Origin of the sequence: Aliiglaciecola sp. M165, from assembly GCF_007197995.1 — a bacterium.
Lineage (GTDB): Bacteria > Pseudomonadota > Gammaproteobacteria > Enterobacterales > Alteromonadaceae > Aliiglaciecola.
Window position 1 is genome coordinate 218,936 of the sequence record NZ_VKKH01000002.1, and the last position, 16,210, is coordinate 235,145.

The following is a 16,210-nucleotide window of genomic DNA, read 5'->3' on the forward strand; positions in this document are numbered from 1 at the left end:
TCAGATAAATATATCAAGAATAAACAAATTTAATGAATTCAATTTACCGTTTCGTTGGAAACATCATAATCTTCGTTTTACTATTGTCGAATAGCCTCATCCAATCACTGCAAGCGAGCCAACTTCATCACGTAAAGACTCCTGGCTCTCAATATATAGAATCATTGTTTCAAGATAGCCGCGGTTTTTTTTGGATCGGCACGCAAGATGGAGTATTCAAATATGATGGTGTCAATTTCGAAGATTATTCGACAAATGAAAACCCTAACAAGCGCTTACCAGGAAAATGGATTTTTGACATTGCAGAAGACAAAATGGGAAATGTTTGGATTGCAACGAATGCAAGCTTGGGCAAATATGATTTCAAAACCGATAAATTCAAAATCTTTTCCAGTAATAAATTGTTCAAAGCTAAAGGAACTACTGGTTACCCAAAAACCCTATTCCTTGATAAAGAATTTACGTTTTGGGTTGGTACTACACATGGCCTATTTGAATACCTTCCAGATGAAGATGATTTTTCCTTAAAGGAGCATGATGGTTTTGAGACGACACCAGAGATTTTGTCGATTGAGGATGGAACCGAAGAAACTTTATGGGTAGGCACACGAAGAGATAAACTCGCTAAATACGATAAAAAGACTGGGCTGCTTCAAAATCACAGTATACGAGTTATTGGCAATTCAGAACCTCTATCGATCGGTACAAATAAACAAATTTTAGTAAAAAACGTCCTATTCTCGAGATTCGCAGGGCATATAGCTTATCAGCAAGAAGGCGAGAGCGAATTAACAGTGCTATTGGAAAGCAAAGATGCGCCTGATATGTATTACCTGGGTGACAATCGTTTATTGGTGGTTGCGAATGGGACAGAGTTTGAATACCAATTGTTTTTTTCTACCAGCGGAAATTTAGAGGATATCAAACTCATCAGGCAAAAAAACTTGAGGCTGATACGTTATGTATCAACACTGGCAAAAACTGCTGACAACACGCTTTGGTATGGTTCCAATGATGGTCTTTACAAGCGTAATTTGAGCTACGAGGGGTTGTTGACTGTCAATATAGATCATGACATTCGTGACTTCGAGGTTATAAATGCTATAGCTTATGCAAACGAATCGAGTATTTATGTTGCATCAAGGCACAAGCTTTACAAATACAGTATTGAAACAGATCAATTAACTGCCTTGGAGGGCTTGAATTGCTTTGAGAATGATACGCCTTTTCTCACCGCTTTGCTTTTTGAAAATCAAAATAGGCTATGGATTGGCACACAACAAGATGGTCTTTGTTTACATGACCCAATTAACAAATCATCAAGACTTTTCACAAAGCAAACGGGCCTTTTTTCTAATGCAGTGGCAAAACTAGTTTTAAACGAAAACAATCAATTACTTATAGGATCTATGTTTGCCGGAATAAGCGTTTATGATTCGCATAATGATTCTTTTCACTTAATTTCAGGTATTTCAGGTGACTCTCAAGTTCTTACCTCCAAATTCCCAGTAGGTATTGCTTTAGATTCAAGCGGCATCATGTGGGTTGCACACTATCAAAAAGGCGCAGACCGGGTTGACATAGAATCGATGCAAGTCACCAATTTCATTCACAGTGATGAAGATAAAGATTCACTCAGTGGAAACAAAACCTCCTTTACGAAAATAGATAGCCGCGGCAATCTTTGGATCGGAACGTTTGGCTCGGGGCTTAACTATTTGAATGAGGAGGAAAAACGCAACAAAAATTTTAAATTTAAACATATCAATACAAGTACAGGTTTGAGTAGCGATTCAATATATGACCTGCAAGAAGATCAAAGTGGAGTTATTTGGGTAAGCACGGCGAACGGGATATCGAAATTATCCCAAAATGGTGAGGTGCTCGATATATTTGGAAAAGAACATGGGTTGCAAGGGACAGAATTTCAGCATAATTCATCGTATATTGATCCGACGGGTAGACTCTATTTTGGCGGTGTTAATGGATTTAACGCGTTTTACCCTGAAGACCTCAAAAAGAACAACTACATCCCGCCGATTCAACTGACAAACTTCTTAAGACTCAATCAAACAACACCATTATCTGACGTTGAAAATGCAAATGGCGCCATCCAACTAAACCACAAAGACTATTTCTTCGCTTTTGAATATGCCGCCATGGATTTTACTGCACCTGAGAAAAACCAATACCGCTACAAGTTGGAAGGTTTTGACGAGAACTGGATTGAAGCGGGGAATGATAATCGTGCGACCTACACTAATGTACCTGCAGGCAATTACCAGTTTAGGGTGCAAGGCTCTAACAATGATGGGGTTTGGAATCGTGAGGGCTTAACGGTTCCCATGACTATTTTACCACCGTTATGGAAAACCTGGTGGGCGTATACAATTTATCTAATTTTATCCATTACACTTCTTGCCTGGATCTTAACCTTCCGTACCCGACAGTTGCAGAAAGTCAATGTAACATTAGAAAAGGCCGTTTATGAACGCACAACCGAGTTGCAACGACAAACCGAAGCATTAAACAAAAGCAATCAACAAATTCGTGGTTTGCTAGAACAACAAAAAACCCTCTTTGCCAATGTCTCCCATGAATTCCGTACGCCATTGACTCTGATCATTTCACCTTTACAAAAACTGGCTACAGAAATCAAAGATCCCAAATCTGGACGCATGATGGAGTTAATTTATCGCAATGCTAAACGACTGAATCGAATGGTCGATCAGATACTGGAACTGGCCAAGCTCGAGACCGATCAAGAAATCCAATACAAGTCTTATGATGCAAGAAAATCTCTGCAAGAAATTGTGGAATCCTTTAAACCTCTGGTCGACTTGCGCTCTCAAACCCTCACCCTCGATGTAAAAGGTGATGCATCAATGGAGCTGATCAAAGATTCGTTTGAAAAAATCTTGTCGAACCTTATTTCCAATGCCGTTAAATATTGTCCATTTGGCGCCAATATCGACATTACATGCAAAATTAAAAATCAGCAGGTTGAGATTAATGTCATCGACAATGGGCCTGGCATTAGTTCTGAATTGTTGCCCAGAATATTCGAGCGATTTGTGAGAGTGGAAAACGATGACAATATTGTCGGTTCGGGGCTAGGGTTAGCCTATGTGAAGGAATTGGTTGAAGCAAATAATGGCGGTATTGCCGTTGCCAGTGAAATAGGACATGGCACGCAGTTTACACTTAAACTCCCTGCAAGTTTGACCGCAGCCAATACGCTATCCGATGGCATCTCTACGCCTATTCTCTACCAATTTTCACCGTTAACCGATGCGAAATTTAATCCCACAGAAATTCCGGAAGACTCAACAGCAGAAAATACAATTCTCGTTGTAGAGGATAACCCAGAAATGCGCGAATTTATCGTTGAATGTCTTGCATCAGTAGGCCAGTGTTTAGTCGCTCCAGATGGTGCTAAAGGGCTGGAAATTGCCACTGAGATGTTGCCAGACTTAATTATTACCGATTTGATGATGCCAAAGCTCAACGGTCACGAACTGGTTGCAGCGATTCGTGAAAACGATATTACTGCACATATCCCGGTGGTGATGCTGACCGCCAAAGGTGATGATCAAAGCCGCATTCAAGGCTTGAAACTGAATGTGGATGATTACATGAGCAAGCCTTTTTCAACAGAAGAGCTACAAATTCGTGTTACCCGCTTGCTATCAATCCGTAAAATGATCCAACGAAGATTCGGGCGCAACGCTTTAGATGCCTTGGTCCTAGCAACGAACGAAGAAGGCAAGGACACGCAGAAAATCAATGTCGAATTTGATAATGAACGAGACAGGGTATTCTATGACAACTTTGTTCAAGTTGTTGAAGAGCATTATCAAGATGATGATTTTAGTCGGGCGTTGGCGGCACAAAAGTTGTTTGTTAGCGAACGGCAATTAAATCGCAAACTCTCGGCATTGATCGACTACAACTTCACCGATTATTTGCGCAAATATCGTTTAGAGAAAGCCAAAAAACTCTTATCAAAAGGTATTGCGGTTGGAGATGTGTCTTATCAGGTAGGGTTTTCTTCCCAATCTTATTTTAGCACCTGCTTCAAAGCAGAATTTGGCGTAACACCCAGTGCGTTTATTGAGCACTAAAAACTAAGCAATTCCGACATTGCTTTTCCAAGATTGGGGTTAAATATCTAGCTGCCCTTCAAAGCTAAACTCTGAAGGGCAATTAGACTATCATCCGTGATACAACTACATCCTTTTGCTATCTCAATCGAACAACGTGTCAGCGTAATCTACTCTTCCATTGAGCAAAGAATATTCGATTGATTTTGCAATTAGCTTCCTTTCAGCTTTTCGCTGGATACTCTCCAGTGGTTTTCCTTAATTCAAACAGCATTTCATACAACTTATAACTGAAATCTGTCTGTTTCCTCTAAAGTGCCTTTTCAATTCCCTGACCTCTGTCTTTTCCTTGAAGTCTCCGTATCCTTTGGCTGAGTTAAATGCGTCCTTGCCCATGCCACATCAAATCGGTTTTATGCATTGAACTTGAAAAAGTCTTCATATGCTTACCTTTGTTAAAACCGCTGTGTTCAGCTGGTGACAAGTATGTGAGAAAAGACCGAACAGTGGTTACTAAAAATGAGACGGTTTTTTTTAAAATTGAGACAACATGCTACAAAGGCCATTAAAACTGCGGGTAGCAGAGGCTGAGTTATTAAAATCGGGACATCGATTTATAAAAATGGGACATTAAATAACTTGGACTAAACAATCTACAACCTATTTCGCAAACAATTGCTCTAGATCTTTAAAAGCTTTGAATTCTAGCGCATTGCCACTGGGATCAAGGAAAAACAGAGTCGCCTGTTCGCCAGGTTGGCCGGCAAAACGCACATAGGGGTCGATGATAAAGTTGGTATGATTGGCCTGCAGCCTTTCTGACAAGGCCTGCCAATCTGACATACTCAATACCACACCAAAATGTGGCACAGGTACCGCTTTGTTGTCGACGTCATTGGGCTCTGGCTGATTGGGCATATTTGCCACCAAGTGCGTTACCAACTGATGGCCAAAAAAGTCCCAATCGATCCAGTGATCAGACTGGCGCCCTTTTTCACAACCCAGTAAGCCGCCATAAAAAGCTTCGGCCTCTTTTAAACAAGTAACCGGAATGGCTAGATGAAATGGACGAAGCGCACTGGAATTCATTATAGAAGCTTCTTCAGGATCGCCAATTTCATGGTGCTAAAGGGCGGATAACGAAGACTTACATCAAATTTGAAACTTCGTTTCATTACCGTTTTGAGATGGCTGAAGGTATCAAAGCCGAACTTTCCGTGATAGTTACCCATTCCACTGTTACCTACCCCGCCAAAGGGCAAATCTGGGTTGACCATAAACATAAACCCATCGTTAACACAGGTGTTTCCAGCGGACGTTTGGGTAAGAACCTTCTCTTCATAATTTGAATCATTGGTATACACATAAAGAGCAAGTGGTTTGGGTCGTTTATTCACAAAAGGAATCGCTTCTTTGATGGAATCCAAAGTGATGACGGGCAAAATCGGACCAAAAATTTCCTGCTGCATAAGCGGGCTTTGCAAATCTGGGTCTAAAACAATAGTCGGTGACAGGAAGCGACTCTCTTTATCTTTTTCTCCACCGACAATCACGTTTTGATCTTCAAGGTAACTCACTAACCGATCGAAATGTCGGCCATTAATAATTCGCCCATAATCCGGATTAGCCTGAATATTTTCACCATAGAATGTCTTAAGCTTGGCTTGAATGGCGGCAATCAATTCACTCGACATTGATTTTTCAACCAAGATGTAATCCGGAGCGACACAGGTTTGACCGGCATTCATCCATTTGCTCCACACTATCCTTGCGGCGGTTACGTCAATGTCCGCACTGTTCTCAACGATACAGGGGCTTTTTCCACCGAGTTCAAGGGTGACAGGAGTCAAATGCTCAGATGCGGCACGCATAACAATTTTGCCCACAACCTCGCCACCGGTATAAAAAATATGATCAAACTGCTGATTTAATAATTCTGTTGTTTCATCCACCGCACCTTCGACCACGGCAATTGCATTGCTGTCTAAATATTGCGGAACAATGTCAGCAATAAGTTTAGAAACTTCAGGTGCTAACTCAGAGGGTTTTAATACGGCACAATTTCCCGCAGCCACCGCGGCAATAAGAGGAGCAAAAACAAGTTGAAAGGGATAATTCCAGGCGCCAATGATCAAAGCTGTACCTAGAGGCTCGGGGAGCTGATAGCTTTTACCTGGTTGTGCTGCGACAGGTGTTGAAACCTTACGTGGCTTCATCCATTTTTTCAGGTACTTTAGTGTGTGTTTGGCATCGCCAATAATAAACCCAATTTCGGATGTCCAAGACTCTGATTTGCATTTTCCCAAATCGGCTTTTAACGCAGCAATGATCTTATCCTGCTGCTCCTCGGTCATTTGAATGATCTTTTTTAGCTGCTCAACCCGCCAACCATAGTCTTTGGTATAACCGGTTGAAAAAGAATCTCTTAAGTCATTAACAATGACGGCAATTGGTGATGCTGTTTGTGATTCGGAAACGGGTATACTGACAACGCTCATAAACACCTCTCAAACTGGTACTACCTGTATTATTACACAGGTTGGCTGTATCCAGCCACTTCTGTCTGTTTTGACAGATATGGGGGCAAAACGCGCAAAAAAAAGCCGCACAATGACGCGCGGCTTTCATTCATTTTTTGAGCTTATCAGGCATCAAATGGGTGACGCAGCACGATAGTTTCGTTGCGGTCTGGCCCAGTAGAAATAATATCAATAGGCACACCAGTAAGTTCTTCCAAACGCTTGATATAGTTTTTTGCCGCTTGAGGAAGTCCATCAAAGGTTGTTACACCAAATGTTGTGTCACTCCACCCTGGCATCGACTCATACACAGGCTCGACTAAATCGTAACCATCGGCCGCCATAGGTGGAACATCTTTCACTGTGCCGTCTTGGTGCTTATATCCGGTGCAAATGCGCAATTCTTTCAAACCGTCGAGCACGTCTAACTTCGTTAGGCAGAATCCGGTGATAGAGTTGATCTGAACGGCGCGCTTCATAGCAACGGCGTCAAACCAACCTGTGCGGCGTTTGCGGCCCGTTGTTGCACCAAACTCGTGTCCTTTAACACCCAAGTGTTGACCCACTTCACATTCCAACTCTGTCGGGAATGGACCTGAGCCAACGCGGGTCGTGTAAGCTTTTACAATACCCAATACATAATCTAAATTAAGTGGACCGAATCCTGCACCTGTTGCGACTCCACCAACGGTGGTATTAGACGAGGTGACATAAGGATAAGTACCATGATCAATATCCAAAAGTGTACCCTGAGCACCTTCAAACATTATTGCGTCACCGCGCTTACGGGCTTGATCCAGCTCGTCAGTCACATCAACTACCATGGCTTTAAGCATGTCTGCCACCGCAAGGGCTTCTTTCAACACCTTGTCAAAATCTACGGGCGCAGCTTTATAGTAATTAGTTAACACAAAATTGTGATATTCAAGAATTTCTTTCAGCTTGACGGCAAAGTCTTCAGCATTGAACAGGTCGCCCACACGCAAACCACGACGGGAAACTTTGTCTTCATACGCTGGACCAATACCACGTCCAGTCGTACCTATTGCCTTCGCGCCTCTCGCTTCTTCGCGTGCGACATCTAGTGCGATATGGTAAGGCAAAATTAGCGGGCAAGCTTCGCTGATAACCAGACGTTCTTTAACTGGCACACCACGCTCTTCGAGCATTTTCATTTCTTTGATAAGTGCTTCTGGACTCAATACCACACCGTTACCAATAACACAGGTAACGTTGTCGCGAAGAATGCCTGAAGGAATGAGATGAAGTACGGTTTTTTCGCCGTCAATTACCAGTGTATGACCTGCATTGTGGCCGCCTTGATAACGAACAACATAGGTTGCTTGGTCTGTGAGAAGGTCAACGACCTTACCTTTTCCCTCGTCACCCCATTGGGTTCCGAGTACTACTACATTTTTAGCCATGAAAGAAAACTGTCAGAAAATTAGGCGGGGATTCTATCAAAAATATGTTGTCTAGATCATCCGTTTTTTGAACGGATTTTACACTTTTGAAGATATTTGCGTTTTTTTGGAGAGACTCACCGTTTCGAAAACGTCGTTTTATAACATAAGGGTAATTATTCTGCGCTAGTTTTGCACAAAGTTAATTAACCCCAATTCTGGATAAGAAATGTCGATATAGCTTAGTTTTTAAAGCTTTATCAATGATATAGAAGCTATCGTCATTTTGATATTGGTTATTAATAGGTAAGTGCCGTGATTTATTCCCTTATCAAGGCGAGAATTATGTTGTCTAGTCGCTCTAAACGCATAATGAACAACGAAGATAGGGGGATAAATAGCGATGCTTACAGGCGTTGCTTATCCGGGATTGGGGTTAATTAACCAGAAATATTAACGATACTAGACCAATCGTCACCATCACACCGCCGATGGTGCGCAATTGCTCAGTGGGCTGCGATGAAATTTGCAGAATATAATTTTTCCATCGCTTCGGAAAAAGCATTGGCCCCAAACCTTCTATGACCAAAACGATAGCAAATGCAATCAGTAGTGCTCCACTCACCCTTCCATTCCTCTGCGCAAATAAGAAACAATGTTACGAATTAGCGACAGAGTATGACGGATCTCGAGGCAAAATAAATTCTTTATCTGCCTGTGAAAAAGAACAAAAACGCATTAAAACAGCGGTTAATATAATTCTCATGCTTAAACGTTTAATTATTAAGCGTTTTAAGAAAACTGACTTGCTTTAACTTCACCCAGAAACACCAGCTGGATTGAATTTGTAACCAACACCCCAAACCGTCTGAACAATACTGGGAGACGTAGCGTCGTGCTCAATTTTGGCGCGCAGCCGATTAATGTGTGAGTTTACTGTGTGTTCGTAGCCACTATGGTGATAGCCCCAAACAGATTCCAATAATTGACTGCGGCTAAATACCTGATTAGGGTGGCTGGCCAAATGCAGCAACAACTCGAATTCAGTTGCCGTTAAATCTAGCGTATTGTTCTCAAAAATAACGTTGTGATTTTTTTGATTGATCACTAAGGAACCAATGGTCAGCGGCTTTTCACTCTCTTCAGGTTTAGATTGAATGGCCTGCTTAAGTATTTCCACTTTACGCAGTTGTGATCGCACTCTAGCTTGGAGTTCTCGGACACTGAATGGTTTGGTCATGTAATCATCAGCTCCAAGCTCCAACCCGAGTACACGGTCTGTCTCAGAGTTTTTTGCCGTTAACATAATAATTGCCTGCTGGGGCTTTTTATCTCTCACTTGTCGGCAAATATCTAAGCCACTGACATGAGGAAGCATGACGTCCAAGATCATTAATGAGTAGTCATTTTCCAACGCCAACTGCATGGCTTGTTCACCGTCATCACAATGGGTGATGTCGATACCTAATTCAGACAAATTCACACGAATCAGCTGTGCAATGTCTAAATCATCTTCAACTACGAGTACTTTTTCTGTCATTTTCTTGCCTCAAAACCAAAATTGCCGGTTCAAAGTTTGCAGTCCCATATAAGGATTGTCTCTGAACCGGCCCATGTCAGTCTGCCCGTTACTCTGTGCGAGTAACGCTAATACTGATCACTGGGTTGTCAAACTTATGTTGAGAATCCAATATCGAAGTGGGTAAATTATCCGAAGACGTTACCACACCTGGATGCGCAGCCACAAAGTCCACATCATCCCTAGCCATAGCGAATCCTGTTCCACCATCAGCAGGCCCTGGTATGGTGCCAGCTGCTTCAGAATTTTGTTCGGTACCCGAATCATAAGCCCTAGCGCGGGTTGACCAGGTGTCTCCAACTTCTAGTTGACCGAGATCCCAAGCATTAAGACCGGTAAAGGCGTCATTTGTATTCACCAACATCGTTGCGACAGACAAACGAGCGTTTGTAACGTCCTGAATGGTCACACTAATCGTCTCGCTAGCACCTGGGCCTATTGGCGCCGCTCCAGAAGCGGACGCTTCAACAACAGACAAACCAAGAAGTGCTGAGTTGTCGCCGCCTTCTGCCATGGTTTCCAATTCAACCGATGCTGATTCACCAATCATCCACAAGTTACCTTGTTGATGAAGGATCACCGCAACGGGTGACAAAGGTTGAGCATTAGTTAGATTTGTAACCGTCACTTCATAACTCACATCCACTGGAGGTGGAGGTGGCGGCGGGGTTGGTGGAGTAGGAAGATCATTGTTGTCGCTGCCACAGGCAGTTAACAACAAAGTCAGAGCACTTATTGTTGCTAGGTGCAAAGGTTTTAAATTTGATTTAAGCATGCTAACAGTCTCCTAGTTTACGGTTACTGTTACTTTCGCCACAGGGTTCAACCAACGATGTACGCTGTTTACCATGTCACTTGTACCCGCCGCGGCATCTGCATCACCAATATTACCGCGGTGAATATGCACGGTCGCATTAGTTTCAGTAGTTGTCACACCTGAACCACCTGCCCCCAACACTGGATCTAATGGCGGAGGAACTGGCATGCTCGTACGCAACTCATCATTAGCTTCTGTACCAGCATCATAGGCATTAAGATAAATAGTATAAGTGCCTGCTTCGGTAGGGATAGTCCAATTATCGAGTCCCACAAATCCATCGTTTGAAGGCAGTATCATGCCGACAATCGATAACACCGTATTGGTATCATCATTTGTAAGCATCGCGGTTGTAGAAGCCGAAGGTGCAAGTAGCCCACCAGCGGGGTTAGCAACCGCGTTTGCGTTAATGGAAGTCCCTATGGTTATCAATCCATCCAACGCACCGCCCTCGGCCATTGCTTCAATTTCAGCTGAAGCGGCCTCACCCACACCAAATAAACTCGCATCAGGAACGTGCGCTGCAACGAGAAGAGGCGTGAAATAAATGCCTTGAGTAAGATTCTGAATTTCAATTGTCAGATCTGCAGCAGAAGCCTGGCCAGAAGCGGCAGCTAACACACTTGCCGAGACGATTTTAGATAGTTTTTTCATTTTGTTCCTCGCTTGGAATATTTGTTGTGACCTTCAGTTAAATCTGAAGAAGTTAGACAGCGAGGTTAAGTTTGCGAGGTAAATGTCTCAAAAGTATCACAGAAGATAGACGAATTTATCAATCTATTAAGATAACCCCAATCCCGGATAAGCACCGCTATTTATCCCCCTGTCTTCGTTGTTCATTATGCGTTTAGAGCGACTAGACAACATAATTCTCGCCTCTATAAGGGAATAAATCACGGCACTTACCTATTGAAAACCAATATATAAATGACAATAGCTTCTATGTCATTGATAAAGCTTTAAAAACTAAGCAGTTCCGACATTTCTTATCCAGAATTGGGGTTAAGATAAACAGGCACCAATATGGTGAATAGAATTGAACCATTTACCGATACAACATTTCTTTTCTAGTAGGAGCAAGAACTTTGAGTAATTTATTTTGAGATCTATGAGGTATGTCAGCGGCATCCATTGCACGAATAAGCAAATCAACCGTGCGATTAAAATCAGCCTCAGTAATATTCATTCCAGCATGAACGTGTTCCATTGTGTCACCCGAATAAACACATCCTCCTCCCGTCAGTGCACAAATTTGTTCACTCAATTTCTCAACAAATCTGTCTATATCAGAACCTTCGAAATAGGGCAGAATGGTCGGATCTGTTTCAATTTGAATCACGAAATTTTCAACAATTTGATTGACTTTTTCAGCCCCTCCTAATTCCTCATAAAGAGATTGTTGCTGAGTTGCGCAACCACTGATAAACAAGGTAGTTGCCATAAACACGAAAAAAGTCCTAAACATGATTTTCACCACAATTGGCCGTTAACCGATAGATATAAACCTGATTGATCGGGCGCTCCGGCAATAGATCCCAGATTTGCGTAAGCAAGAGTAAAATTAAAGTTCTTACTTGGTATATAGCTAATGAAAAAGTCCATCCAATCATCTTCACCCAATCCTAAGTTATCAGGTTTTTGTCTGTACTCAGCGCCAACAGCGAGATGTCTTGATAAAAGTATTCCAAAACTCGCTTCAAGCATAAGCTCATAATCTTGCTGAACTGGACCTCCAAATCCTAATAAACCTAACTCGTTGGCCTTTGTGGCTCTTGCAGTGAGATTCCAAACGGCATTGAAACCGGCAATAGCACCAAGATGTACCTTAGTTGCAGCGATATAAAAATCAGTGCCACTTGAGCTTGATCCTGCTCCTAATGCACTAGCAATCGTGCCATCTTCGAGTTTTTTGTGTTGAATTCCCAGACTAATCTGAGGTAATTGAGAGAAAACTACATCTCCATAAAGCTTGAATTTTGCTCCGACAACATTCTGCTTTATCTCTCCCCCTAAACTTTTTAAATCAAATCGCTGGTGAGCAATGCTAAGTTCAACCCTGTCATATAAAGAAAATGCCCCAGCTAAAACGTTTAACCGGTAATCATCAACATCTACTTGAGTTGTCGCAACTGAAAATGAGGTTTGATCTTGACTGTCATACCCTGCAAGTGTTGCCCAAGGAACAATACCACCGCCACCACTGCCCTCTACTTGCATCAGGCCAGCGGTACCTATTAATTTTCCTTCGGCAGCAAACAGGTCAAATGACAAAAGCAAAAACGTGACCAGGCTGATGACACATTTAATTTGTCTCATATTTCAAACCAATTTTTATCTTTGTTTTCTTTGCACCACGGCAAAAGCTTATCCAACGGCATTGGACGCGCAACATGATAACCTTGCACATAGTCACACTTCCAAGTTTTGAGCATCATTAACGCCGATTGATTCTCTACCCCTTCGGCGATAATACCTAAATCAAAATTATGCGCCAAATCTATGATAGTTTTAACAATTTGCTGATCACTATCATTGCTATCCAAAGCTAATACAAAACTCTTGTCAATCTTAAGGTGCGAAACCGGTAAGGATTTAAGATAAGCCAAAGATGAATAACCGGTGCCAAAGTCATCAATAGCCAGTGTAAACTTTGCATCTCTGAATTTTTGCAATACTTCCACAGCTTTTTGTGGATCCGAGACAAGATCACTCTCTGTAATTTCAAATGACAGCTGAGCGGCATTGACACCAATATCAACCAAATATTTGTTGATAATCGACAACAAATTTTCATTCAATATATCTTTAGCTGACAAATTTATCGCTATACATATATCTAACCCATTATCTTGAAGACGTTTGGCATCAAATATGGTGTTGCGAATGACGTAATCGGTGACACTTCCAATAAGCCCGGCTTGTTCTGCAATCAAAATAAATTCATCGGGAGGAACAAAACCCAGTTTACTGCTGTGCCAACGAATTAATGCTTCTACATGCGAAATATCACCGATTTCCAAGTCAAGCTTGGGTTGATACGCCAAGCTTAACTCTCCGTTGTTCTCAACCAGGGCTTTCTTGAGTTCAGATATGATTGATAGCCGTCTCGTATACCTGGCCTCAAATTCTTGTTGATATTTAGCCAACCTTCCTCGAGTTTGGCGCGCTTCATCCAAACAAATATTTAACCGTTTTAATAGGCTTTCGGTATCGCTGCAATCTTGGGGGCAGTTTAAGACAGCTAGACTAATTTTAATATTCATCACCACGTCATCGACATGAATTGGGCGCTCAAGCTCTGTTTGAATATCCCGTAATGTAGAAAGTGAAACTGGTTCTTTGGGTAGCCATATAAATTCCCCGCCGTTGAGGCGAGCGGCTTCTCCACCTAACGTTTTAAAACGTTTAGCCACTTCAATTAAACACAGGTCGCCATTGCCATAACCAAAAACATCATTAACGCCTCGAAATCCGAGAATATTGGCGCCCACCGCCTGAAAACGATGATTTTGCGAAAACCGTTCGTCAATAAGCTCACTAATACGATAGCGATTTTGTAAGTCGGTCAGTAGATCATGACGAGCTTGATAACGGATGCGTTTTTCCCTTTCCTGCACATTGTTGTGCATAGATTCGAAGGATTCAGCAAGCTCCTTGACCTCAGTCGTTTTGGACTTCACGACGATTTCCTTATCATAACTACCACGGCTGATTGTATTGGCAATGGCTGCCAGTTTTTTCAAAGGGTCAGCTAGATTTTTTGAAAAAACAGCACCTACTAAAATAGATAAAATGACACTTAAAAATGCAATCAAAGTAATTTTTATTTGTAGTTGGTTAAAGTCGCCCAGAATCGAATTGATGTCTTCGAAAAGCACAACCTCAACGACTTCTTCGCCATATTTGTTTAATAAAAATGACCGAGAAATAAATCCTTTTTGAGTAAAAAGTGACAATTGTAACCACGAAACGTCTTCATTTAGGTCGATTGCATTTTGCTGTTCCAGGGGATTCAAGGACGATGCGGAAAAAACAAGTTGGTTGCCGACAGACGCTTTTACAGTGGTATCGAGAAGCGTGATATTTTTACTGCGCTCAAGCAAGTCTCTGTTCATTTCGAAGCCAATGACAGCAATAGTCGGTGCACCGGGCACGTCAACGGCGACTAATATTGTTTGATAAAGCTTACCGTTCAACAAGATAATCTCACTTGCTCCTCCCTCAAGCAAAGTTCGCTCGATCAAGGCTTGATGGGGAAAGGATTGTGCTGGTGATAAATCTTCTGTTGTAGAATTTAAAACCAAGCCATCTGGGGCAAGCAAGATCATTAAATCTGCGTCGATACGGTCTGACTGGTTTAACAACGCGCTGTCAATCGTCGGTGCGTCTTGACTGCCTATTGCCGCTTTAAACCCAAAGTCAGCCGTGAGAACTTCTGCTGAGTTAAACAGCTCGGCCTCTCGGGAAGCCAATACTTGAATAAATACCGACTGTGCAATCCTTAAGGTTTGTTCTAGTTGCTTTTTCGCATGGTTGGTGGTTGACGTCCACACGTTCAAAATGATTACGGAAGAGCAAAGTAAAATCAGGCTCGTTGTTAGCCAAAAAATATTTTTATTTAATGTGCGTACCGACAATTTTTAACCTTTACTGCCAAATTTTCGCGAGCCAAAGGACCGACTCTTAGCCTCGACACGACGAACTAACTCTACGGTCACCACAGCTTCACTATCAACCCAGCTTACTGGCACCGAAACCCTTTTGGTTTGTTCAAAAGACAGGTCTTCATGCCAAATTTGAATGGTCTTCGGCAATGTCTCATCAAACATAATTTGCCCTGACGCATTAGTCACTTTTGCGATTTCATTGTCCGTAACGTAAATATAACCCACCATACCATCATGAATGTTGCATCCCAATACACCAATACCGGCTTTATCATAGAGAACCGGGGGCTCATCTGATCCTTTATAGAGTTTTATTTCAAAGGGCTTGATGCTAGAAAAGCTATAAACATGGTGGCGAATGTCGTCACTATTTGGAAACGAGACATACTGTCCTTTGTCAACAACGAGTACCCTTGGAAGAAACTGTTTATTGACCTGATCCATGATGGCAATTCCCTTGCTCTTGGGTAAAGCATCGTTCGACATTGGAAAGCTGACAACAGCGTTTTCAACAGGTTTACCATGTTGATCGACAACAGTTAGTGATTGTGCGAACGCTGGGCAGCACAAGAACAATATCAGCAAAGAACTTACAAGCTTTCGCACTAAATATTGCAAACCAAAGACATTCTTTACAATAAAATAACGACGCACTACGGGATATCTCAAAACTTCTCCTAGTTGCCTTTACCCAATAGGTACTCATGTTCTGGATCAACAACAAATTTGCCATTCATAGCTTCACGGCCAAGTAACATTAAATAAGTCATCTCTGATCGGTCGGTTAAGGTTATGTGAATGTCCCAAGTCATGCCCGCTATACTTATTGGCGTTTTAATAACATAACGACGCTCACGAGTTGCAGTCGAGCTTTTTACTTTTTTTACCGCTTCGACTTTGGCGTCACGACGGACAATTTCAGAAACATCGTGTATATCTGGATGAATGTCAAAACTCACCCAGGCAGCCCCATCTTTTTCATATTCTTCTATGTTGTCTACATGCAACGAAGAGGTAGTGGCTCCGGTGTCTACGCGTATGTTTAAGTTCTCAATCTCCAAGTCCGGCAAATCGCAAAGCTCCAAAGCTCCCACAACCGGTTTATCCTCAAATTTAATCATC

Annotated in this window: 13 protein-coding genes; 1 reads left to right on the forward strand and 12 read right to left on the reverse strand. The window is 42.2% G+C overall.

Annotated features, from left to right (window positions below; translation table 11 throughout):
• Positions 1-32: 32 nt before the first annotated feature.
• Positions 33-4,124, forward strand: a complete 4,092-nt coding sequence (locus FM019_RS03235; RefSeq protein ID WP_143834466.1) for a hybrid sensor histidine kinase/response regulator transcription factor — start codon at positions 33-35, stop codon at positions 4,122-4,124.
• Positions 4,125-4,763: 639 nt separating this feature from the next.
• Here the strand turns inward: FM019_RS03235 and FM019_RS03240 are convergent.
• The 12 genes from FM019_RS03240 to FM019_RS03295 form a co-directional block, all read right to left on the reverse strand.
• A complete protein-coding gene (locus FM019_RS03240) occupies positions 4,764-5,192 on the reverse strand; it encodes a VOC family protein (protein WP_143834467.1) in 429 nt (142 codons plus the stop codon).
• Positions 5,192-6,601 carry an aldehyde dehydrogenase family protein gene (locus tag FM019_RS03245; RefSeq protein WP_143834468.1) on the reverse strand — a complete coding sequence of 470 codons (1,410 nt, stop codon included), beginning with the start codon at positions 6,599-6,601 and terminating at the stop codon, positions 5,192-5,194. Before FM019_RS03245 ends, FM019_RS03240 begins: the two co-directional genes overlap by 1 nt.
• A 146-nt stretch (positions 6,602-6,747) precedes the next feature.
• Positions 6,748-8,046 carry an adenylosuccinate synthase gene (locus tag FM019_RS03250; protein ID WP_143834469.1) on the reverse strand — a complete coding sequence of 433 codons (1,299 nt, stop codon included), beginning with the start codon at positions 8,044-8,046 and terminating at the stop codon, positions 6,748-6,750.
• A 415-nt stretch (positions 8,047-8,461) separates the two neighbouring features.
• The gene (locus FM019_RS03255) at positions 8,462-8,650 is read right to left on the reverse strand and encodes a DUF2065 domain-containing protein (protein ID WP_185969169.1); all 189 of its coding nucleotides are present in this window, start codon (positions 8,648-8,650) and stop codon (positions 8,462-8,464) included.
• Positions 8,651-8,842: 192 nt separating this feature from the next.
• The gene (locus tag FM019_RS03260; RefSeq protein WP_143834470.1) at positions 8,843-9,565 is read right to left on the reverse strand and encodes a response regulator transcription factor; all 723 of its coding nucleotides are present in this window, start codon (positions 9,563-9,565) and stop codon (positions 8,843-8,845) included.
• A gap of 88 nt (positions 9,566-9,653) precedes the next feature.
• Positions 9,654-10,379: a spondin domain-containing protein gene (locus FM019_RS03265; protein ID WP_143834471.1), complete on the reverse strand. Its 726-nt coding sequence runs from the start codon at positions 10,377-10,379 to the stop codon at positions 9,654-9,656.
• Between the two features lie 12 nt (positions 10,380-10,391).
• On the reverse strand, positions 10,392-11,075 hold the full coding sequence (locus FM019_RS03270) for a spondin domain-containing protein (protein WP_143834472.1): 684 nt from the start codon (positions 11,073-11,075) through the stop codon (positions 10,392-10,394).
• 391 nt (positions 11,076-11,466) lie between these two features.
• Entirely contained in the window at positions 11,467-11,886 is a 420-nt protein-coding gene (locus FM019_RS03275) for a group 1 truncated hemoglobin (protein WP_185969170.1), read from the reverse strand.
• Positions 11,887-11,891: 5 nt separating this feature from the next.
• The gene (locus FM019_RS03280; RefSeq protein ID WP_143834473.1) at positions 11,892-12,737 is read right to left on the reverse strand and encodes a DUF3034 family protein; all 846 of its coding nucleotides are present in this window, start codon (positions 12,735-12,737) and stop codon (positions 11,892-11,894) included.
• Entirely contained in the window at positions 12,734-14,974 is a 2,241-nt protein-coding gene (locus tag FM019_RS03285) for an EAL domain-containing protein (RefSeq protein WP_260681537.1), read from the reverse strand. Before FM019_RS03285 ends, FM019_RS03280 begins: the two co-directional genes overlap by 4 nt.
• A gap of 87 nt (positions 14,975-15,061) precedes the next feature.
• Positions 15,062-15,757, reverse strand: coding sequence for a methylamine utilization protein (locus tag FM019_RS03290; RefSeq protein WP_143834475.1), 696 nt, complete (start codon positions 15,755-15,757; stop codon positions 15,062-15,064).
• Between the two features lie 8 nt (positions 15,758-15,765).
• The gene (locus tag FM019_RS03295) at positions 15,766-16,209 is read right to left on the reverse strand and encodes an ATP-dependent zinc protease (RefSeq protein ID WP_143834476.1); all 444 of its coding nucleotides are present in this window, start codon (positions 16,207-16,209) and stop codon (positions 15,766-15,768) included.
• Between the last annotated feature and the right edge of the window lies 1 nt (position 16,210).